This is a genomic window from Duganella sp. Root198D2, assembly GCF_001428585.1.
Lineage (GTDB): Bacteria > Pseudomonadota > Gammaproteobacteria > Burkholderiales > Burkholderiaceae_D > Rugamonas.
The window spans coordinates 1-22,463 of sequence record NZ_LMIC01000027.1 but is presented as its reverse complement, the minus strand read 5'-3'; the positions used below and the strand labels follow the sequence as shown (position 1 = coordinate 22,463).

The window sequence follows — 22,463 nt, the reverse complement described above, 5'->3', positions numbered from 1 at the left end:
CAACCCACCGACCATGGAGAAAAAAGCTGCCTGAAATCCGAGATTTAGACACTCACCAATTCAACAAGGTGTTTCAAATTCATTGACACGCTCCGCGGGCGCATGATTAATCCCTGACCGCAAATACTTAGTCGGCCCTGAACAATTGAATAGCGCCTGATTTTAAAGGCGAAATGCGCAAATATCGCTGCTGAGATTTGCAAGGTTTCGCTAGAATGGGTGCAATTCCTTGCAAATTTTCGAGGGTTAAATGGGGCCAAAATCAGCCGGACCGAAGAGCAACGACATGTTTCGTCAGCGTTTGGACGAGCTGGTGAATCCGCTCCACCCGTTAGCGAGGTTGGCGGGGCACATCGACTGGCAAGTGTTCGAGCAGAAGTGGGCGGCACACTTCCCATCGTCGCGCGGCCGCCCGGCTACCCCGACGCGTTTGATCGCCGGCCTGCTGTACTTGCAACACACGTTCGCCTTATCCGACGAAGATGTGGTGTGGGGCTGGGTCGAGAACCCGTATTGGCAGCTGTTCTGCGGCGAGACGTGGTTCCAGCACCAGCCGCCGATTGACCCCAGTTCGTTGACGCGCTGGCGCAAGCGAATCGGTGAAGAAGGTTTGGAATGGATGCTGACGGAAACGATCAAGGCAGCTGAGTCGACCAATGTAGTGAAGGCCAAAAGTTACGAGAAGATCATTGTCGACAGCACGGTGCAGGAAAAAGCCATCGCCCATCCCACTGACAGCAAGCTGCTGGAGCGGGCCCGGCAGCACCTGGTCAAACTGGCTGCCGAAGGCAGTTTGGTGCTGCGCCAGAACTACAACCGCGAAGCGCCAAAATTGGCGGCGCAGACAGGGCGCTATGCCCATGCCAAGCAGTACAAGCGCATGCGCGCTAGCCTGAAAAAACTGAAGACAGTGGTCGGCCGAGTGTGGCGTGACGTACAACGACAATTGGCGAAGCTGCCCGCCGCCATGCAGGACAAGGCCAACGATTTGCTGGCCAAGATCAAGCGCTTGTTGACGCAGAAGCAGAAAGACAAAAACAAGCTGTACAGCCTGCACGCACCGGAGGCCGAGTGCATCTCCAAGGGCAAATCGCGCCAGCCTTACGAGTTCGGCGTGAAGGTGTCGATCGCCACCACGCATAAGGAAGGCCTGGTCGTTGGGATGCGCAGCATGCCTGGCAATCCCTACGATGGCCACACGCTGTTCGAGGCATTGGAGCAGGTGGCGATTTTGACAGACTGCCAACCCAAGGAAGTCTTCGTGGACCTAGGCTACCGTGGCGTGGAGGTACAGCCTGGCACCAAGGTTTATCACCCCAAACTCAAACGCAACATCACCCAACGTCTGCGGCGCGATATCCGGCGCCGCAGCGCCATCGAACCGGCAATCGGACACATGAAAAATGACGGACGCTTACGACGGAACTGGCTGAAAGGCGCGGACGGCGATGCGTTCCATGCGCTGCTGTGCGGCTGCGGACACAACCTGCGCATGATCCTGCGGAAGCTGCGGCTTCTTTTAGCCCTGCGCCCGACCGAGCCAATATGGTCCCAATTGTTACGACTGGTGCTACACCACATGCTTGGCCGTGATAACGCAAGGTTGCCGTTTGCGTTGACAGGCATGGGCACCGAGCCGGTGCCCCTACGCTTCGCATTTTGAATTATTCAGATCGGACTACTTATATGCAATGACTCCGGTAATCAAAGATCCTGCGGATCCTATTGCAGCTTCAACGCCAAATCCGCTTAGTGCATGGCTAACCTTATTGATTTCCTCAACTCTTTGCGAGTCTGCGTCGCTAACATTAAAAGCTCTCAGCGCTATAGTATCGGAAAGCTTATCGGTCAGGTAATTCTTCGTCGGGCCAAATATTTCGTCTCCCAAATAGGACAAGGCGGTCCTAGGAATCCCCCCTACTGCGATTTGCATCGCGAAGGCGGCGGCCTGTGCCTTCTTGGGACCTACCGTCTCGATAAGGTCTGCCATCGCGTTTTGAGTTATATCCAGAGCATTAGCCCCCGACCTTACAAAGTCGTTGAAGCCGCCACCTCGGCCATATACCTCGACTGTATCTCCGCCCATGAAGATTGGTCGCTTGGCAGCTACTTCGCTAGTAACTAATCGATCGGTAGAGGCCAACACGGGTTCGATGGCCGCCCGCTGATCCTTGAGTGACATATCCTCAAAGTTCACCCCAGCAGCATCTTGCACATTCCCCATCCCGGCGAAAAGTTGCACGGCACGCTGGACCTTTGGTCGATTCGCAAGAGCGGTCGCATCCTCAATGCTCAAAGACGGATCAGACTGCATTAATTTATCGCGAATCACATCTGTGCCGTTCTTTGAGAAGTTACTCAACGTAGCCGAAGTCGCGGCTTTCACCTTCTCCTGCTGAGTACTTCTTTGCACAGCCCCGGCGATACTGCTGCCAAGCGCATTGCCGAATGCATTTGGCCTGATGCAAAGTCGTACGCACATCGGCCAGAACGCCAGTAACGGCGGGCGGTATTGTAAGCGACGTCGCCTTGAAATGCTCGATTTTGAATTTTTGGGCGCCGATGTGCGGTTTAGGCGGCGCGGCGCCCGCAGGGCGCTGCGCTGGGGTTGGGTGTTGAAGTTGCGTTGCCCTTGACTGACTGACGGCAGCGCGCGGCCGTGGGCACCGCAGGTGCCTACGCCGTAGGGCTGACCGCTTGTTGCGCCCACAAGGCGCACATGCTGGCTTGGCAGCCGCGCAGGGGCGCGAGACATAACGCCTATTCTGTCAACCCGCAGGGCGCGGAGGCGCAGCCGGAGCGATCGACCCAAGGAACGAAGCGCAGCGTAGTGAACGGGGCGATTTGACAGAATGCGGCGTTATGTTAAAGCGCTCGCGCAGCGAGCGATTTACCCCGGAGCGGCTGTGCCTTTGCTGTAGTTGGCCTGACTGACGGCGAAGCGCGGCGGCAAGCGCCGCAAGGCGCGCGCCCTGTAGCCCGCGAACGAACCAAGCGTGGCTTTTGCCTTCCGAAGGCTGGCGGTATCGCGCAGCGACTGATGTCGTTGTTGTTTCGCGCGCGTCCGAAGTCGGGCTGTCAGCGTGTCCACCAACGCCAGCCTGGCGCGCAAGCTGCCGTGCCCCAAATGTCACCACTGCACGCCGAGCGGCTTGCGTGCCAGGCGGGTAAAGAGCTGCGACCGTGGCGTCCTGTTGGCGTGTCCCGTTACTGCGTAACGCGCCAATCAGATAGGCGTCAGCACTCGATCAAGAAGCGCCACTAGCGGCTCCAGCCTGCAGTTGTAGGCGGCGATGTTTGCGTCCAACCACTCCGCGCGGCTGATTAGTTCCCAGTCCAGCGTGTAGCCGGCATTGGCGCCGATCACTTCAAACAGCACGCGCTGGGCGCGTCCATTGCCGTCTCGGAACGGGTGAACCACATTGAGTTCGCAGTAGTAGTGCGCCAGCCGGGCGACGAACTGCTCGCGCGGCAGGCCCACGAGGTAATTCTCTTGCGCCAGTTGCCGGAAGAGTTTTTCCGCCTCAGGCTCCACCCGGCTCACGTTGGCGAAGCGGGTGCTGCCTTTGCTGATGTCGACCGACCGCAGCTCGCCGGCCCATTCATAAACGTCCTGGAACAGGAAGCGATGGATGTCGCGCAGGGCAGATAGGGAAATGTTGTTGAAGTCTGGATTGAACTGCTCGATGCGCGCCAGCGACAGCTTGATTTCAGCCGCTTCCAGGGTGGCCTCGTCGGTGAGGCCGAGCTTGTTGATCAGTACGTCGGAGCCGGGGTAGCAGTACTGCGTGTCGCCACCGGTACCGTACTTATCGGGCATGTTTAATCTTGGGCGCAGGCGCGGCCGGCGCAGGTTTGCGGGCAGGCTCCGGCGGTGGGGTCAGTCCTTCCAGGCGCAAGCTGGCACGGTAGTTCTTGGTGCGCATCTTCAGGAAAGCCTGGAGTTTCATTTCATTTGTCAGCATTGCAACATCCTCAGAGAGCGATTAGTCATTGTAGCGCACTCACCGGCGCTGGAAGTAAGCGTCCCATTCAGGCGAATCAGGCTTCATCGTGGCCAGAATGCGGTCGTCCTCGGCGGTGATGAAGCGCTCCAGGATCTCACGTTGCGTTACTTTGTTCCGGCGGGCCAGCCTGGCCAAGGCCAGCGAAGCCTCCGTGGTCAGCCAGGTGTTGAGGCGTCGTTCGCCGTTGCCGGCGGGGCCGGCGTTGTGGCGGCGGGCGCGGTACGCGGCCTGCCGCTGGGCAGAAGTAGTGCTCATGGTCGTGTCCTTGTCGTGTCGTTACTGCGTAACGCTTCCTCGCTGGCCTCGGCGTCCAGCGCGGCCCAGAGTGCGTCTGTGGCGTCGCCGGCAGCGGTTTGAGGGGTGGGGTCATCCGGCGCCGCCGGTGTGCTCCTGCGGCGCCTCTGCGCCCCTGGATGGGACGTCGCATGCACCAGCTGCAGCTGGCGGATCGCCACTTGGGCGTAGATCTGCGTGGTCGACAGCTCGGCATGCCCCAGCATGGCCTGGATGAAGCGGATATCAGCGCCGCCTTCCAGCATCAGGGTTGCCATCGTGTGCCGGAACAAGTGGCAGCCGCCATGCTTACCCACTTGCGCCTTGTCCACGTAACGGGCAATGATGGACGACAGCCACAGCGGCGACAGCGCCTTGCCCTCGGCGCCCAGGAACAGCGTCGGGTCGGCATGATTCCACACCAGCTGCGAGCGGGAGATATCCAGGTAGCGCAGGACCCAGTGCATGGCGCGCTCACCGAGCGGAATCAGGCGGTCCTTGCGTCCTTTGCCTTGCCGGATCAGCACCACGGCGCGCTCACCGTCGATGTCGCCGATCTCCAACTGGGCAATCTCCATGCGCCGCATGCCGGTGGCGTACAGTACCTCCATCATGGCCCGGTCGCGCAGCCCGATGGTGGTGCCCACGTCGGCGCCGGCCAGCACCCGCTCCACCTCGTCGATCGTCAGCACATGGCGCGGCAGGCGCTTGATCTGGCGCGGCAGCTCCAGCTCCGATGCCGGGTTGGCAGGCAGCTCGCCAGTCTTGGTCAGCCATTTGAAAAACACCCGTAACGGCACCAGCTTGCCGCGCTGGCTGGCGATCGACAGCGGCGCCCCGTTGGCCTTGCGGTAGTGGTACAGCCAGCGCTGGTAGCGTTCCAGGACGGCCTGGCTCACGTGCTGCGGGTGGGTGACGGCGCGCTCCTCGGCCCACACGATGAAGTCGCGAATATAGCGCTCCAGGGCATAGAGACTAGAATCGGTGGCGCCCAGCATGCCCCGATGTTCGATGAAGCGGCGCATGGCCGCGTACAGGCCGCGCGCGTCGCGCGGGTCGCCCACCGGCTTGAGAAAGCGCGGGCGGCGCGTGGTGACGACCCTCGGTTGCATGTCAGCCTGCGCTTATGACATGACCGGCGCCATTGGCATAGATATGCGCTGGCGCCTCGAAACCGGTGAAATCAGCCACCGCGCCCTCAACCACGGGCGTTTCGCCGGCCTGACTTGGGGCCAACTTGGGGCTAACTTGACCCTGACTTGAGGGTAACTTGCGCTCCTTTACCCCTGACTTGCGCCCGTCGTATCCGTCCAGATCCTCCGGATCGAGCAGGCCGGCCAGGCGCTTGCCCTCGTCGCCGCCGTCATACAGCAGCTCGTACTGCAGGTGGTGGCCACGGCCGCCCCCATGCACCAGCAGGTATTCCATTTCGCTCAAGCGGGTGCAATGGATCTTTAACTGGCCGTCGCTCCAGTGGGTGTGGGCGCGAATGTCGCGGCGGGTAAAGCGCACCTCACGCGGGCTGATCCCGCAGCGCTGCGCCATGTCCCGCACCATGCCGAACACCAGCGAGAGCAGGCGCCGAGTCTGGGGCGGCAGTTCGTCCAGCGTGCGGCCCAACACGTCATGCGCAATCTGGTTGGCCAGGGCGATGTCGTCGCGGGTGGCCTCGATGTAGGCCAATCGCTGGCCCCGGTGCTCCACCGTCCTGACCGGCCGTTGGTGCTGGTGCAGCAGGGTAATGGCCCGGATCAGAGTCAGATACTTGACGTGGTCGCGCCGCATGCGCGTCTTGTCGTCCATGAAGGTCAACTGGTCGGCATACGGGTTCACCACCAGCACCGGTTTTAAGAGGCGCTGGGCGTTCTGGTGCAGCGCCGTGATCGCCTCCTTGTCGTTGGCCGCCAGCAGACCCTCCAGGGTTTGCTTCATGCGCTGGCGGGCGTGGATGGCGCGGGTCTGCTCGCGCGACTCGTTCACCGTCAGCACCAGGCAGCGGTTCATCAGCTCCTCGTCCACGTCGATGGCCGTGGTGGTGAGCATCAACATCACCGGCCCCTTGACCCGATATTGCTTGGTCACCAGGTTGCCGCTGGCCTCGTCCTTGCCGGTGCTGGCCATGGTCAGTTCGCCATCGCTTTGCAAGAGCTTCAAGGCATACGCCGCCTGGCGCACGCCTTCCTCCTCGGCGATCGCCAGGATCTTGTGCTGCATGTCCGTCTCGCCCAGGTAGAACAGGCTCTGGCCCGTCATGGCGCTGTACTGCACCTTTTCCTCCGGCGGCACCATGGCCAGCACCGCGTCCATCAGGCTCGATTTGCCGGCCGCGCTGGACGACTGGATCAGGATCGCCAGCGGTGTGTCCAGCTTGCGCGACACAGCGGCCAGGTAGCCGGCCAGCAGGTTGTTGGTTTCGCCCACCACGCCGCAGCGCTCCATATCCAGGGCGATGCGCGCCACCAGGTCCGGCGCGCGCAGCAACTTCAGGGCGGTCGCTTCCTCCTCGGCGCCCAGCACCGGCATCGCGCTCTTCGGCTGCAGCTCCTGCCGGATCACCTCGTCCTGCAGCATTTCCAATTTTAAGAGCACGTGGCCAATATCCGTCTTGACCGCCTCGTCCGTCATACCCAGCTCGATGGCGGCCTGCCGGATGTAGGCGGCGCGCGCCCGCGCCGAGTACAGGTCCAGCGTGTCGACGTGGTAGGCGCCATCGGGCTCGCGGCGCACCTGCAGGTTGACCCGCATCTGCTCCGGCGACAGGTTCTTCTTCCAGCCGCGCACACGCCACTGGCGGTCGCCGTGCGGCAGCAACAGCTCGTCCGGTGCCGGCTCAAGCAAAGGCTCGGCGGCTAAAGGAAAAGACTCCACGGCAGCGGCCACCGGCTGCGGCGCAAGCTCCACCTGCTGGCCGGCCACACCGCGCCCGATCCATTCCGCCTGACGCAGCACCAGGGCCAGGCTTTGCCGGACCGGCTGCAGCTTGAGGGCATAGGTGTTGGCGTCCATCCCCTTGGGGAACAGCACCCGCAGACACTCGATGCCCTCGGCCATCAGCTCCCCGGCCAGCTTTTCGGCGGCGCGCTCGCCGGCATCGTCGCGGTCGTAGGCGATGAACACCCGCGTTACGCCGTAACACTTGAAGGCGGCCAGGATGTCCGGCGTAAAACCCTCGATGCCGTAGGCGGCCGTCACGTTGGTAAAACCGGCGCACCAGAAGGTCATGGCGTCGATCAGGGCTTCGCACAGAATCACTTCCTTGGTTTCGGCCAGCGCTTGCTCGTTCCACACGCCGCGGTGCGGGCCGGGCAGGTACAGGTGGGCCGGCGTGCCTTTGCGCAGGTTGTCGAGGATCTTGCGGCCGTAGATCTCCGTCACGTGGCCGTCCAGGTCGAACACCGGCACCACCAGCGAGCCGTTGAAGTGTTCATGCCCGCTCTCGCGGTAGATGCCCACCTTTTGCAGGCGGGAGCGGATCTGCTCCCCGGCCTGGCGGTTCTTCTCCGGCAGGCGCAGGCCCAGCGTGCGGTTGGCGTAGCCCAGTTTGAAGTGCGTGACCAGGCCGGGATGGTCCAGTCCGCGCGAACGCAGGTAGTCCAGCGCCTCCGGCGACGCCAGCAGGGTGTCGTGGTAGTAGCCCACCGTCTGGTCCAGCAAGGCTTGCTCGTCGGCGTCGAACGCCACCGGCGGCGGCAGGCTGCGCACCGTGTTGCGTTTGAGCGGCGCTTCGCCAGCGGCTAAAGAAGAATCCTCCTTCAGCAACTCCACGGCATGGCGGAACGACACGCCCCGGTGCTTCATCACCCAGTCGATCGGCCCGCCTCCGATCTGGCAGCCGAAGCAGTGCCACAGGTTCTTGGCCGGGGTCACCACCAGCGACGGCTCACCGTCGGAGTGGAACGGGCAGGTGCCGATGCGGTCTTTTCCGCTCTTGCGCAGGGCGATGCCGGCGGCCTCCACCAGGCGCTCGACCGACACCTCGCTCTTGAGCTGGTCGATCTCACTATCTGAAAAACGTGCCATGGAGTCGCCTTTGCGCCAAAAACCTGTCAAGGGGGTAAAGAGGAAAATAACTAAGTTGATTATTACTCTCAATACGAGTACAGTCAACTCTTGTTCTGAAAACGGGAGATAAGCTATGCACTCGGCACACCATCATTGGTTCGAGAACATGGCAGCAGACGACAAGGATTTTTTCGTGGCGCTGGGGCAGCGCATTGCGCAGCTTCGGAAGGAGCGCGGCTGGACGCAGCAGGAGCTGGCCGACAAGTTGGGCGTGGCCCAGCAAACCCTGGCCCACTACGAAGTGGCGCGCATCCGCATGCCGGCGTCGGTACTACCGCAGTTGGCCACCTTGTTCGCCACCAGCATTGATGAACTGGTGGGACTCGCCCACCAGCAGCAGCGCGGAGGCAAGCGCGGACCTGCCTCCCAGCTGGAACGCAATATCGAGCGCATCAGCGAACTCCCCAAGAGCAAGCAGCGCTTTGTCAATGAGATGCTGGAGACGGTGCTGGCCCAGGCTGGCGCCTAGGTCCTCCGTTAGCAGCTAAAGAAAAACCCCGCGCAAGGCGGGGTTTGGGGAAGCTATTTCTCTACAGAGAATAAGCAACGCTTGAGCACATCTATAAATACCCTGCCTCTTGAAAGACGGGGAAAAGCAACGCGTCAAGATTCTCATCTGCTATTCCCTGCGTCTTCCCTGGGCCTTTCCAGTGCCATACCAGTTGCACAGCCTCACCACTTAATTCCTCAAATTCCTCCATGAGGATTTCAGCAAGACGCCTGTTATTTATTGTGGGGTCAGCCGCAATGATCTGACGAAAGACCTCGCTTGGTTTCGCCCCAGTCAAAATTTCCTGCATCATGACAATACCTCTTCTATTTCGTGAAAATTACCGTTGTCGTTCCCAACCACGTTTTTGGTTCGCCGACCTTGGTGTACCCATATTTCGCAGCCATCTGACCAGTCCAAGTGTTCCTTGCTGCATCTTGAGCCGACATGGTCTTCAAATTATGCAGGTATTGCGCGGTATTGACACTATCCGTACCCTCTACCCAGGTTCCGCGAATAGCGTTTACAGTTACCTTTTCTTGCTCAAGGCGAATCATGGCACTCGCAAACATGTCAGTCCCAGATGCGTTCGACCATGATGTACCACCTTTAGCCGACCGAATATCAAATCCGAGCACTCCACCTTTATCGATAAAGACCTCAAGACCGTGAGTCTCAGGGTTACCGTACGACAGGAAGGCGCTGCCATTTTTCTGCGGCTTAAACACAAACTCGTCCGATACATCAATACGCGGTACTGGTCGCACTGGAGGGGTAGTTTGAGTCAGCGATGGACTGAGCCCATCAAAACTTGCGCGATAAGGCAAATCGGCATCAAGAGCAAAACGCATCTCTTGCTGCAAAAGTGTCAAGTCGGAGCGTGCACTGAGATTGATGTACTTCGAACCTGCTTGCGCCAAACCAGCCAGCCCCTTTGCAACCACATACTCAGTCGCCATCACCTGCATGCCTTCGTTCAAGCTCTTCGCCTGGACGGTCTCAAAGGAGTTCTCCCATCCGGGGAGCTTATCAACTGCGTAGGCAACGCCCGTTGGTCGATATACACATACGAGACCATTGTCGATCCAGCCATTTGCTGCATTATCTGCAGCGAGATTGAACCTAAATCGTTCCAGCTCACGTTGTGAAGCCATCGCTTCCTTAGCCCCCAACATATCTGGACTCAGCGCATCGCGCACCCGGAACTTAGCGTCAGATGCAAAGTCCGAAACTGCAGAAGACATTCGGCCAAGTGCGGATCTTGTCGAAGTCACGAGCGAATCGAATGGGCCTGCGGCAAGCAACCCGCCGTCCAAACCGCGTTCAAGTTCGGCTCGAATCCGTGCCTCTTCCTGACCCTTCGCCCAAGTGTACTTTTCGATCTCTGCGTCCTCACGCCCAGAGCGTTGCTGATCGGCTTCAATTTGCGCACGTCGAGAAGCATCCTTTCCAGCTTCAGCCAGGCTGCTACCCAGCGCATTGCCGAATGCATCTGCCGCGGTCTGGATCGCATTAAGCAGCGCAAGGCCTGAGCTGGCGGCAGCGGCTAAAGAAAAAAGCTCTCCCACCCCATCACTGGGGCTTAAGGAAGCTTTTTTTATTTCTAGCTACAACAATTGCCAGCTAGCCGGGGCTTATCGAAAAGAGAGCGGGCTACTTGTCGTGGCCAATCGGAGCCCTCCGCGTCCGGCAGGAGGCGCCAAATGCGATTAGCGCGATGTGCGAGTGAATGCATCAAATCCCACGTTCTCGAACCAAGTACGAATTACGCCGTCCGATAAATCGAACCGCCCAACGACCTCCATCGACCATTTCCCGCGTTCTCGGTCGAAGGTGCCGACATACTTACTAATATTGAGCTCCTCTTCAAAAGTAGAATGCCAAGCCACACTGATCTTCCCTTTGCGCCAACCAAAGCAGTCTAAGACTGGCGGCCATGCAAAATTTCCCATTGCCGCAAAGATCCGAATTTTTAGGCTCGGGGTCCAAGGAATTTGCTGCCACAGCTTGCCACCATCATCTGAATACATTAAGTGTTGGCTCTCAAATTTGACTATTCGTTCCTCACTAAGCGAACAATATGGGGGATTCTGCTCATGTTGGTTTTGACTCTCTTCCATGTTCCACTCCGGAGATAAATTCGTGCAGTATTATCAGTTAGGCCCCAGTATACGATCAGCCACAACTCCGCCAAACATGCCGCCAGCAATACCACCACCAAACGACGCTGCGAGATAAGTAATGCCAGCATAGGCTCCCAGCGCGGCACCAAATGGTGATGCCAAGAGCAAGCCAGCTCCTGCCACACCAGCAACAGAACCGAGCGCTCCGTAAAGCAGGTTCGAACTTAACTTGAATCCTTCACGCCCGGCGACATGCAGCCGCTCGTCTGGTGCTGCCTGATATACCTGCGATCCAATCATGCCAATCTGGCCGACTGTCATTACGGGCCCTAAAATTCGTGCTCCACTTGCAAAACGAGAAACCCATTTATTCGAGTAACCGGCACCACCTGCAACTCCTTTCAGCAACTCGAATTCAGCTGGCGCTCGACCAAGCTGCTTGGTCAGCTTTGCTTCCCGATGAGCCATTCGATCTTCAAACGGCACATTGGCATTCCCCTCGATACGCTTCGACATAAACTCGCCCCAAGGCGTCAACGTCTTCTGAGTCGCCGTCCTAGCGGCATCACGGAACGCTGACGCGGAACGAGCGACGGACGCCACCTCTGGAATGCGCGTAGGTCCTAATGCATCAATCTGCTGCACGGCAGCGCGTGCATTAGCCTTAATTGCTTGCATGTAGCCGCCGCGCTGATTGGAGTCATAGGTCATAGCGACAGAGTTCAGAGCGCTCGACCGAGTCCAATCAAAGAATCTCAAGGCATAATCCCCAGCAGTTTGCAAAACTGGTATGCCCGCCTTAACAGGTTCCGGCTCATCTATCGCCCCAACCTGCACTTCATGCCTGCTTTCGCCCACAATATTAGTAGGTGAAATGCCATGCAATTCCCCAACAATGCGTGCCATTTCAGCGCTTCGCAGCGCCGAAACTTCGGGATTACCATTCTCGGCCCGATAGATAAAGCTCGCTTCGTCCGACGTTAACCGCTCAATGGACTGGACAGAGTATCCCTCGATCAGAGGAATTTGGTTAGGAGACGTTAGGACCAACAACCGATTGTCACCGGAATATATGCTCTTGTTAATCAACGTCCCATCAGCAAGGGTTCTTCCTGAATCAGTCCATGGTGTCCCAGAAATCGTGACAGAAGACGAATTCTGCTGCGCGCTCCCAACAGGATCCAAATTAACAAACCTCTCGCCATTCTGGATCTGATCCCGAACGTCCCGATCAAACTTGTCTTTGTCGACGCCAGCCCACAGCCGCTCCTCTGCCGCAGACGGGGTACGCAGTTGCTGCGCTAGGCTGCTACCCAGTGCATTGCCGAMYGCATCGATTGCGACCGCCTCCCACGAGACGCGCCCGCCAACTACTGCAACGCGCGTTGCCACCGACACGACAGCGGATGCAGTACTTGTTGCCAGGATGCCCAAATGTTGGTTGGTGCTGGCCCAGTCCGATTTCCCGATTTTTTCACTGATTTGCGACGTGATCGGCGCAGAGATTGCGCTGACAGCAACGCTGCTCCAATTGAAACCCTTCTGCAAACCAACCACGTTCGCAGCTGCCTGCGTAGTGACATTTGCTAACACTGCGCGACCTGCAACTGCCGACCAGTTAGTGCCCGATAACAGTCCGCTTGATCCTGCGGCATTGAACTCGGCTCCAACACCAAGGGTGACTGCGCCGCTAAGCGCGCCCATGGCAACACCTTTCCAACTGATGCTACTCTGAACACCCATTGCCACGCCGGCTGCTTGGCTCGCAAGCGAGCCTGCCGCACCAGAAACCGCACCCACGATCAGCGCTTGAGTGAGGCCCATTTGAGCCAGCGTTGTGCCAAGTGCCGCTGCTGCAGCACCCGCAGTAATCACTGTTGCCACCACTGCGACGACGATCATCACGATCTGGGCAATACCGCCGCAGCCATGCTTCCTCGGCGGCGGCGCCGGCATCGGCGCGTCCGGCAAGGTCGGGCTCGTGTCACCAATGATGGTGCCCGGCTCATACGGCCGGAACGTGCCGCTGTTGTTGTGGATGTTGGTGACCTTGTTCGGAATCGTCAGCGTCTGGCCGGCCTGCAGCTCGGTTTCCGCACTCAGGCCATTAGCGTCGGCAATCAGGTACCACATGCTGACGTCGCCCCACACTGCACCCGCAATCGCGTACAGCGAATCACCTGCCTTGACGGTATAGCTGCTACCTGTCGCAGCCGGATAGCTGCGGTTGATCGGCTGGTAATTCTGGTCGAAGTCCGCGCTGCTTACTGGACGCCAGTTTTTGTACATCTGCTCGCGGCTCTGGTTCTGGGTGGCGAGCGTCTGCGCATAGTCCAGGTGGGAATCCCCATCATTGCCCACATCACCCACCATGACGCCATTCAGGTACATGTACCGGTGCATCATGCCGACGGTATTGCCCTTGAACTGCTCGCGGCGCAAGATCAGGCCCTGGCCATTGGTGATGAACCTGAACGAAACGTCGTCAGCCGTGTCCATCTTGCCATCGACGCCGGCATCGACCGACTTTACCAGATGCCCATTGATGTCGTATTCAAACCAGGAAACCCCCGGACGCCACTGCGTATCAGTCTTATACGGGGCTTCGCCAGCGACAGTCTGGCTGCGCTGCTTGGCGTCGTCCCAGTAGTCGTACGACGTGACGTTGGTCACCGTGGCGGCACCTGCTTTTACGGTCTGCACCTTTGCCAGCTCACCCACACCATCGGAACTCAGGTCGGTAACGCTGTCGTAGCCGTTCGCCTGGCGCGAGTTGTAGTAGTAATAGGTGGTTGTGCCATCGGTGCCTGTCTGGCTCTTCTGGCGGCCATCGGCCGTGTACACCGTGCTGCGCTGGTAACTGATGTTGCCGCCGCTGTATTCGGTATAAGCGACGGTGCGTCCCAGCCTGTCATTCACGCGCATCGACGCCAGCGAACCACGTGCGCTGGCATTTGCGTTGATGTACGTGAACTCGAGATAACCTTCCACTCCATAGGTGTAGTCTTCGCGATGGCCGTCGCGGGCGGCGACCGTCATGACGCGCTGGCTGGCTTTGTTATAGTGGACTTCCACACCTTCCCCGCCGCCCAGCACGACGCGCACACTGGTATCGGTGGCGCTGGTGCCGCGTGCGCCATTGGCCGACGACAATTTGCCCATCGTAAGGATGAAGCGGTTCATATTGTCGTAGTCGTACCAGTAATCCTGGATCTGCACGGAGCCGTTCACGCCATCGTGGTACATGCTGTGCACCCGGCGCCGGTTGCCGACTGCATCATATTCGTACTGGATGTCGGCACGCGGGTCGCGAATACGAACGACTCGGTTGCTTGCGTCGTAGTCGATCGTGGAGTTTTCCAGGTATTCGACTTGGCCATTCACCGTGCGCTGGTAGGCCTCGTACACTCGGTTGCCCGCCGCGTCGTACTCGTAGGAAGATTCGGTCTGGAGCGCGTTGTCTCGGATGCTCTTGACGTAGCCGTTGGCGTAGTAGGTGTATGAGATATTCTGGCCAGTGCTGCCAGTTTGACTGCTTAACCAGCCTGCGAAGTTGAAGTTGTAGTAGAACTTGTGCCCACCAAGGTCGGTGTGCACTGTTGTCCGACCGTACGCATCGATTTCGTCGATCACGGTGCGGCCCATCGGGTCAGACACCGTCTGACGCCAGCCACCCACAACGCGGCCACCCGTGCTCTTGATCGCTGCATCCCACACGTAGGTATAGTTGCTGCCTCGTCCGGCTGGCGTGAGCACTTTCGACACGCGTCCCAGGCTGTCGTAGTAAGTCTTGCTGGTGTACGAGGCAAGCGAGCTGCTGGCGTCCGGGGTGGCGGCATGCGTAATGCGGTTACCTGCCTCGTCGTACGTCATATACACTTCCGCGCGCGTGGCGTCAGTACGTACCGGGCGCTGGATCAGCGTAAGGCGACCATTCTTGTCGTAAGAGTAGTCGGTGCGCAAGCCGATTTCGTCCTTGCCATAGCGCAGGTCGCCAAACAGGTCGTAGCCACTCTCTTTGCGGCCGCCATCCGCGTGCAATTCGGTCGCGACTGCCCCGCTGCCGGCCAACAGGATCTGGCTGGTCAGGTTGCCGTTCGCATCGCGCGATGCCAGCATGCGGCCCGCGCGGTCATAGTAGTAGTACGTGCGCGGCGTCATGCCGTACTGGTAGCCATTGGACAAGGTGACGTTGACGTTCGGGTCTTCCTTGCGTACCAGCTTGCCCAGTACGTTATATACGCTGACCGTTGTAAAGTCGCGCGCATTGGTTTCCGACACCACTTCACCGAACGCATTGGTCTTCTGGGCGTGGTGGATCAGGGCGACGTTATTGACCGTGCCGGACTGCAGCCACTTGAGTTGTGCATCGCCATCCGTCGGGCCAAGATACAAGGTGCCGTCCACCCGGATGTCAGCGCCGTCATCACGCTTCAAGACGGTGCTGCCGTTCTTGAGGGTGTAGCTGTAGTCGACGGCTCCGCTCGTCCCGGGCGGAACGATGGAACTCGCGTCCCACACGAACGCATTGTTGGCGCCTTTGGGCAGATCAACCGTCAGGAACGGACCATTACTTCCCAGTAAGCGATACTGCAAGACCATTGTGGTCGCCGTCGCCGCCACGGGATTGCCACTCGGGACGTTGAAGCTGGCCATGGTCGGCGTCGAATCGCTGACATGCGACACGACGCGCGGATCCCGGCCCAAGGTCATCAGGCCGTGCGCCTTATTGACCAGCACGCCGTTGCTGTCCAGGGTTTCGTAAATGTAGTCGTAGTTGCGGTTCTCAGTATCCGATCCAAAGATGCCTCCGCTGGCCCAGTCGAATACGCCCGTCGCGACCTTGGTCAAGTTCACCGTGGTGTAGGCACCGCTACCGCTTGGACGGTAGGACAGGCGCATCGCCGCCGCACTTGCCGGCTGCGATTTGAAGTGCGTCACGGCTGGCGGCTCCGTGTATCCCTGCAGCGCTGAGACCGAGTTGGCATTCAACTTCGTAAAGGTTCCGGCAACCTTGTTCAGCAGTTGGCCTCCCCTGCGCGCCTCAAGAACGTACTCCAAATCAGAAGGCGCATCCGCCGGCGGCGTGAAAACAAACCAGCCCGGCACCGACGTGCGAGGCAAGTCCGCACGGGTGCTCCACAGTTCATCCGTGCCTTTTTTCCGATAGCGGATCGTCAGCGTTTCAGTGGCAGTGCTTTGCTCGGTGAAAACAAGGTTGCCGGCACGATCCATGTAGACACGCCCAGCGCCGCCTATCAAGTCCTGTGTTGGCGGCGATACGCTCACCGGATGACCCAAGTTCATCGTGCCCGAGCCGGTCTGCAAGGTGTTACCAACCGCATCAATGACGAGCGTTCGGTAGTCATACGCGCCAGCTGGCCAAGTAGTCCAATCGGTCGCAAAGCGTCCAGGCACGGTCTGGCCATTGATGACCTGCGGGGGGATCGTCACCAGATCCCAAGGGCCTGGATCTCCCTGGCGCCGGAATTCCAGCAGCAACTGCGCGCCCTGCACAGCCGGCTGCACGCTGAATGTAACCCAATTCAAGTTGTATTGAACTGTCGAATTCGTGTACGTGCCGACGTCGTCGTGGTACTCGTCCTTCGACCATCCCCCATAGGCACCGATTTGCACGTCGCCATAAGGGGTTTCCTTGACCACTCGGTAGGAATAGTAGGTGGAGAAATTTCCGCCCCACCCGGAAACGGTTTCCCAAATACTCAGGTGTGCCGAACCCTGGTTATATGCTACCGTGGTGCTCGCAAAGCCTCCCGAGAAGCTCCCGTCTCCGTAACTAGGCTCAACCTTAAACTCAATGCGGATGTTTCCGGTCCCCAACGAACTTGTATCCGGCAACGGCACGTAGAGACTATTGTAGGGTTCGTCGGGCACATCATGGCCCTCGGTATCGTACCGGTTATAGTAGACCGTATGCCAGCCGTTCTTGCGATACAACGAAGCTTCGAGGCTCGGCGAACTCGTTGCAACCACGGCGACACTCGCGGCCGGCGTGGTCTGGACCGATACGCCAGACGGATCGCTGATAGTACTTGGCGAACCAATTGTGAAGCTGCTGCTTGATTTGTTAATCGTGACGTTCGAGGCATTCTTGGCTTCGATCGTATATTCGTAATTGCCTACTCCAAAGCCCCCTGCCGGCAGAGTGAACCATCCAGGCAAGGAAGTACCGCCGACGTTGGAAGGCCACAGCTGCACGCTGGTCCAATTGCCACCCTGGGGGCGATAGCTCACAGTCAGGGTGGCCGCCTGGCCACCCAACTCGTTGAACACAATGGAGCCGTTTGCATCGAAGAACGCCCGGCCTGGGCCGCCCATCGTATGGCTCACCTGGGAAATCGATGGGTTCGAATCATTCAGCACCATCGTGCCCTGCTGCGAATTGACGACGTCGTTGCTGCCATTGAAGCAAACGTAGCGGAATTCGTAGCTGTTGCGAGGCCAGCCAGTCCAATCGAAACTGAAACTCCCGGCTTCAACGCCGCCATTCACCACGGCCTTCGGCACCTCGGTGATAGTCCAGCCTGCGGTGCTGCCGCTTGGACGCGTCATCAGAATCAATCGTTGCGTATCTGATCGCTGGCCCGTGAATTTGAGAGCGTTACCGCTGGTAGTGATCGTCGTGTTGACAGTAGACGAGCCGCTCCACGGAGCCGGGCGCGATAAAACACGCGTTCCGAGAACGACCAGTCCGTTCGCGCTCTCTTTGTAAAGCGTGATCGAGAAGTCACGCCCGCCCGGCATCTGGTCAAATTCCCAGTCCACCGGCTCGTTAAACGTAACGGAAGGAGCGCCGGCAGTTGGATAGAACGAGCCCTCGTAACCTCCCAATGATCCGCTTTCAGGGACCGAAAAATCCACCCGGACCGGGCCAGGGCCCAGGTAGCTGGTATCCGGCAGGCTGACGGTCAGCGTATGCGAAGCCCCGCGCATTGTCCCCCCACCGTAGTATTTGCTTGAGACGGAATACTGATCGGTCAAGGTCAACGCGGCGGATAGTGCGCGCACCACCGTTACCGCCCCTGTTGCACTTGGCATGACTGCCGAGTCAGCGCTGGTCAGTCCGCTCGCCACGCCCATCGAAATGAAACTGCCTACACCGGCGAAACTGGTGCCCTGCTTCTGGGTCAGCGACTCCTCTACGGTGATGAGGTTGTGCTGGCCATTCATCGGCGGCTGGTAGGTGTCGCTCAGCTGGTTGCGCGCATCGTAGACGCTGTAGAACTGGTTGCTGTCAGCAATGTTTAATGCACTCAGCAGCGCATAGTTGCGCAGGTCGGTCGTCGCGTGGTCAAGCTTGAGGGTCCCGTTGCCGTTCGCATCATGCAAATAGATGTGGGTGATGCCGTCGCCAGAGTTGCTGCGCCATGCGCGGCCGGTCTGGTCGTAGTCGGTGAATTCGGCCCATTCCGTGCTGCCTGCAACCGGGTTGGTGCGCTTGCCGGTGATTTCGCCAAAGGCGTTATAGCGGGTCTCGACCGTGGTGTTGGTGGCGCCGTCAGCATGGCGGACCTCGCGGCCTTGCGCGTCGTACCAGTAGTAAGTCACGTCGTCTGCGCGCACGCCATCAGCATTGACCCGGCCCACCAGGGTCTTGCGGGTGATATTGCCGGCCGCGTCCAGGCGGTAGTCGATGCGCGCATTGCCCGCGTCGGTCTGGCTGATCAGGTAACCGCCCACGCCATAGAAGTAGCGCGTGATGCGGTCGTCCGTTTCGACCGTGCTGTCCTCGCCGCGCACAATTTCGCGGCGCACCTGGTTCAGGCCATCGTATTCGAGGTCGGTGGTGGTCCGTACTGTTACACCCCGATAGTCGACGAAGGCCGCTTGCAGTTCTTCGGTCTTGCGGCCCAGGCTGTCGTACTTCCACTCCGTGACAGCGCCGTTCGCGTCGATACGCTTGGTGACGTTCGACAGTCCGTCGTATTCATAAGTGCTGGTTGCGGCACCGGTCGTTTCGCCCACTGCGCCAGTCGTTGCATCGACCGATGCGTAGGACAAGTTCAGGCGTGATTCCGTCCTGGTCCGGCCCATGCGATCGTATGTCATCGCGGTCACACGATCATCCGCGCTTGCGACAACGGTCAACAGCGACTGCGTCGTGCTGTCGTCGACCAACACGTTTGCGGCCAGGGAATTGGCATAGCTGGTCTGGGTCTTGACGTTGCCGAATGCATCGCGCTCATAGAGCGTCAGGTAGCGCATCGCGTCCAGTGTAGCAGTCAGCTGGCCAGCCTTGTTGTAGTAGCTGCGCGCGACATTGCCGTTGGCATCGATGGTCTTGGTGACGTTGCCCGCCGCGTCGTAGAAGACTTGGGTGCGGACAGTCCCACTGCCGACGACGTAGCGGTTCGTCGCCTTGCTGAATATGCCCGTCGTGATGCCATCGTTGAAGGTGGTCTTCAGCCTGCCAACGCCGTCGTAGGTGAAGTTGGCGGTGCGGTCGTTCGCGGCATCGAGCTGCAGGTAGGCGCCGCTGGCGGGCACCGCCGAGCCGGGCGCCAGCAGGACCGGCGCGCTTGTATTGGAAATGGAGCTCCCACCTGCCACCTGCACTGCATTGGCGTAGATCGTCTGGCTCGCCTTTTGGCCGGCGATATCGTAGGTGAACCGGGTGTAGGTTCCCAGGGAGTCGATACGGCCCGTCTCACGGTTGGCGTTGTCGTAGAAATGCAGCGTGCGGCCGCCGCGTGCATCGGCTTCCTCGATTAGGTTGCCACGCAGGTCGTATTTTTGCTCCTTGGTCGGAGCCACCACCTGATCCTGGCGGGTGGCGGGGTCGAAGGTGGTGATCGGCTCGCCGATCTCTTTCACCTGGCGGTTCAGCTTATCGAAGACATAGGTCGTCACGCGCTGTTCTGGCAGGCCGTAGGCTTCGATCTTCTTGACGACGTTGCCCCGCGCATCATATTCGAGACGGTTTTGCACCGCCACGCTCGCATTGGCAGCGTCCTTGCTGGTGACCGGCAAGGTTTCAACGATCAGGCGGTTGTTCTTGTCGTATTCATAGGTGGTCACAGCGCCGTTGCGCGAAGTCATGACCTTCTTGTTGCCATTGCCGTCGTATTCAAACGATTCGGTGTAGTACGACGAGCCGTCGTACCAGGTACGCGTTTCCTTCGTACGGCCCAGGGCGTCGAAGAAATTCTCCTGATACTGGTCAGATGGCGATTGCACGACGAACACGCCGCTGCCTGCCATCGACAGTACCTGCGGCCGCGCATTCTCGTTGACAGGTCCCTGGACCTTGTTCGCGTAGCGGATAACGCTGGCGACATTACCCTGCAGGTCGTAACGGGTTTCACTGACCGCCCCTTCCGGGTCAACCTGCATCGTTACACGGCCCAACAAGTCCGTGAAGAAATAGCCGGAGTTGTTGCGCGCGTCGGTGACTTTGACGATGTCGCCGAATGCGTTGTATGCGGTCGTGGTCAGGGCCTGGTTGGCGTCTTTCACGCCAGTCTTGCGGCCAAGCGCATCGAAGTATTGGGTCGTCGTGAGCCCGCCCGCGGTGATGGTGGTCTGGTTGCCCCAGGTGTCGTAGCCATACTGCGTAGTGAACGCGTCAACCGTTCCGTACGCACGGGTTTCCGTCGACAAGCGGGAAGCGCGGTCGTAGTTGCGGTGTACGGTGGAGGCTGCGGCCGTACCATACGCCACGGTTGTATCGGTCAGGTTGCCCAGGCCATCGTAGGCGTAGAACGTCACGACGTTCGCCGCGTCAGTCGACGTTTGCATGCGGCCGGCGCTATCGTAGGTCCACGAAGTCGTCTGATCGCCGGTGACCGGATTGGTATTGGCGACCGGATTGGTCGCTGCATCGTATGCCCAGGCGTCATTCGCTCCCTGCGGCAAAGCAACCGCGTTGGCGTAGCGGGTTTCGGCCTTCAGGCGGCCATCGGCAAAATAGCTGCGGGTGGTCACATAACCTGCGGCGTCGATATGACGCACCAGGCGGTTGGATGCGTCGTAGGCCGACCAGGACGTGTTGCCACACCCATCGGTATGGCGGATCGCGTTGCCGGCACCGTCGTATGCCCAGCTTTGGGTCGTGGCCACTGCGGTGCCAACAGCGTCGGTCTGGCTGACCAGGCGGCCCTTCGCGTCATAGACGTAGTCCGTCACGCGGTCCAGCGCATTGCTCAATACGTAGCCGCCGCTGCCTGGTGCCGTGGCAATCACCTGCGGAACAGCGCCGTCGGCCAGCGCACCTGCCAAGCCGCTGGCATAGACGATGGTCCTGCTCAAATTGCCGTTCGCATCGTAACGGTGCTCCGTTACGCCGCCCAGCGCGTCAATACTCCAGGTGAGGCGGCCGTTGCTGTCGTACCGGTTGCGCTGGTGGATGTCCTTCACAGCGTCGGCCTGCAGCATCTGCCGGACCTTCGCTACGCTCAGCGTATTGAACGTATCGTTCTTTATGCTCCAGGCCGCAGCGCCGGTATCCATCTGGCTGTTTTCGTTCAGCACCTGTCCGGTGGCGACGTCAATCAGCTCAATATAATCGACCTCCACACCTGCGTTGCCGTCAGCGCCGACCTGGCCGCTGATGTTGGTGAAGACCAGCGGCTGTGCGAATTTGGTGCCCTGGAAGAATTTGTGCGGGTCATATGAATTCGGGCTGATCAGCTGTTCACCCGTGATGGTTCCTTCGAACTCCTGCCAACCCATTTCAGGCGTCAACAGGACGCCATTCGCGCCCGGATATGGGTTGCCAGGCGCATTCACCTGGGTCAGCCAATTCTTGTTGGCGTCAAGGGCGACAACACCCAGATAGAAGCTGCCGGAGCCTGTCACCTGGCGCACGCGCGCACGCACCGCATAGGTCTTGTTGGTATCGATAGCGACAGTGGTGCCGGAGTGGGCACCATTCAGGCCCCACTGCGTGACCGTCTTACCATCCAGGCTCTTGTTCAGACGGGGATCAACCGCTTTGGCGTAGCGTACCGTTTCGATCACGTTGCCGCTTGCGTCATAGCGGTTTTCGCTGACAGCGCCGAGCGGATCGATAGTAAATACCAGGCGGTTATCGTCGTCGTAGACGTAGTTGGTGACAGCTTCGCCATTGCCGGGCATCGGCATGGAAGAAGGATCTGCCGCCAGCTTGGCCATGGCGGCCGTACTCAGTGCGGCCGTATAGGCAACGCGGCTTACCACATTACCCTTCGCGTCATAGAAGAGACGCGATACCGCGCCGGCGGCGTCGACGCTCCAGGTCAGGCGGCTTTCTTTGTCAAAGCGCTGGAACTGGTGAATGTCTTTCGACGCGTCAGCACGCAGCAACGCCCGCACCGACGACAACGTCAGCGCGGGGGTGTTGATCGCTTCAGAGCTGCCAGAGTAATTGGTCCAATTACTGGTCCCTTCTGCCATACTGCTATTGGCATTGAGGACATTGCCAGCAGCATCAATGAACTCGAGGTAGTCGACCTCGACGCCCATACTGCCGTCGGCAGCTGGGGTGCCGTAATAGTTATACAGGAACAG

General features: G+C 59.5%; 12 protein-coding genes. 2 read left to right on the top strand and 10 right to left on the bottom strand.

The window, feature by feature from the left end:
* Window positions 1-250 precede the first annotated feature (250 nt).
* Window positions 251-1,663 carry an IS5 family transposase gene (locus ASE26_RS19805; protein WP_229208188.1) on the top strand — a complete coding sequence of 471 codons (1,413 nt, stop codon included), beginning with the start codon at window positions 251-253 and terminating at the stop codon, window positions 1,661-1,663.
* 15 nt (window positions 1,664-1,678) lie between these two features.
* Here the strand turns inward: ASE26_RS19805 and ASE26_RS19800 are convergent, their stop codons facing one another.
* The 6 genes from ASE26_RS19800 to ASE26_RS19780 all read right to left on the bottom strand — a co-directional run bounded on the left by ASE26_RS19800 (window position 1,679) and on the right by ASE26_RS19780 (window position 8,300).
* On the bottom strand, window positions 1,679-2,386 hold the full coding sequence (locus ASE26_RS19800) for a hypothetical protein (RefSeq protein ID WP_156409973.1): 708 nt from the start codon (window positions 2,384-2,386) through the stop codon (window positions 1,679-1,681).
* Between the two features lie 840 nt (window positions 2,387-3,226).
* Window positions 3,227-3,820, bottom strand: coding sequence for a putative adenosine monophosphate-protein transferase Fic (locus ASE26_RS19795; RefSeq protein ID WP_055936354.1), 594 nt, complete (start codon window positions 3,818-3,820; stop codon window positions 3,227-3,229).
* Window positions 3,810-3,965 carry a YhfG family protein gene (locus tag ASE26_RS30755; RefSeq protein WP_156398164.1) on the bottom strand — a complete coding sequence of 52 codons (156 nt, stop codon included), beginning with the start codon at window positions 3,963-3,965 and terminating at the stop codon, window positions 3,810-3,812. The genes ASE26_RS19795 and ASE26_RS30755 overlap by 11 nt, the downstream gene beginning before the upstream one ends.
* Window positions 3,966-4,004: 39 nt before the next feature.
* Window positions 4,005-4,262, bottom strand: coding sequence for a hypothetical protein (locus ASE26_RS19790; protein WP_055936351.1), 258 nt, complete (start codon window positions 4,260-4,262; stop codon window positions 4,005-4,007).
* Window positions 4,259-5,392, bottom strand: a complete 1,134-nt coding sequence (gene xerC / locus ASE26_RS19785) for a site-specific tyrosine recombinase XerC (RefSeq protein WP_055936348.1) — start codon at window positions 5,390-5,392, stop codon at window positions 4,259-4,261. Before xerC ends, ASE26_RS19790 begins: the two co-directional genes overlap by 4 nt.
* A 1-nt stretch (window position 5,393) precedes the next feature.
* Window positions 5,394-8,300: a CHC2 zinc finger domain-containing protein gene (locus ASE26_RS19780; RefSeq protein WP_055936345.1), complete on the bottom strand. Its 2,907-nt coding sequence runs from the start codon at window positions 8,298-8,300 to the stop codon at window positions 5,394-5,396.
* 115 nt (window positions 8,301-8,415) lie between these two features.
* Here ASE26_RS19780 and ASE26_RS19775 point away from each other — a divergent pair, with 115 nt between their 5' ends.
* A complete protein-coding gene (locus tag ASE26_RS19775; protein WP_055936342.1) occupies window positions 8,416-8,811 on the top strand; it encodes a helix-turn-helix domain-containing protein in 396 nt (131 codons plus the stop codon).
* Window positions 8,812-8,902: 91 nt separating this feature from the next.
* On the opposite strand, the gene ASE26_RS19770 is transcribed toward ASE26_RS19775, so the two are convergent.
* From ASE26_RS19770 to ASE26_RS19755, 4 genes are all read right to left on the bottom strand, one after another.
* Window positions 8,903-9,145 (bottom strand): hypothetical protein, encoded by a 243-nt coding sequence (locus ASE26_RS19770; RefSeq protein WP_055936339.1) that lies wholly within the window; start codon window positions 9,143-9,145, stop codon window positions 8,903-8,905.
* Window positions 9,146-9,158: 13 nt separating this feature from the next.
* A complete protein-coding gene (locus ASE26_RS19765; protein ID WP_055936337.1) occupies window positions 9,159-10,400 on the bottom strand; it encodes a hypothetical protein in 1,242 nt (413 codons plus the stop codon).
* 141 nt (window positions 10,401-10,541) lie between these two features.
* Window positions 10,542-10,952, bottom strand: coding sequence for a hypothetical protein (locus ASE26_RS19760; protein WP_057246802.1), 411 nt, complete (start codon window positions 10,950-10,952; stop codon window positions 10,542-10,544).
* Window positions 10,953-10,985: 33 nt separating this feature from the next.
* Window positions 10,986-22,418 carry a LysM peptidoglycan-binding domain-containing protein gene (locus ASE26_RS19755; RefSeq protein ID WP_229208187.1) on the bottom strand — a complete coding sequence of 3,811 codons (11,433 nt, stop codon included), beginning with the start codon at window positions 22,416-22,418 and terminating at the stop codon, window positions 10,986-10,988.
* Window positions 22,419-22,463: the final 45 nt, after the last annotated feature.

Coding starts and splice junctions, on each gene's coding strand:
- ASE26_RS19760 (WP_057246802.1), bottom strand. CDS start 10,952: ATGGAAGAGAGTCAAAACCAACATGAGCAGAATCCCCCATATTGTTCG.
- ASE26_RS19795 (WP_055936354.1), bottom strand. CDS start 3,820: ATGCCCGATAAGTACGGTACCGGTGGCGACACGCAGTACTGCTACCCC.
- ASE26_RS19805 (WP_229208188.1), top strand. CDS start 251: ATGGGGCCAAAATCAGCCGGACCGAAGAGCAACGACATGTTTCGTCAG.
- xerC (WP_055936348.1), bottom strand. CDS start 5,392: ATGCAACCGAGGGTCGTCACCACGCGCCGCCCGCGCTTTCTCAAGCCG.
- ASE26_RS19775 (WP_055936342.1), top strand. CDS start 8,416: ATGCACTCGGCACACCATCATTGGTTCGAGAACATGGCAGCAGACGAC.
- ASE26_RS19770 (WP_055936339.1), bottom strand. CDS start 9,145: ATGATGCAGGAAATTTTGACTGGGGCGAAACCAAGCGAGGTCTTTCGT.
- ASE26_RS19780 (WP_055936345.1), bottom strand. CDS start 8,300: ATGGCACGTTTTTCAGATAGTGAGATCGACCAGCTCAAGAGCGAGGTG.
- ASE26_RS30755 (WP_156398164.1), bottom strand. CDS start 3,965: ATGCTGACAAATGAAATGAAACTCCAGGCTTTCCTGAAGATGCGCACC.
- ASE26_RS19790 (WP_055936351.1), bottom strand. CDS start 4,262: ATGAGCACTACTTCTGCCCAGCGGCAGGCCGCGTACCGCGCCCGCCGC.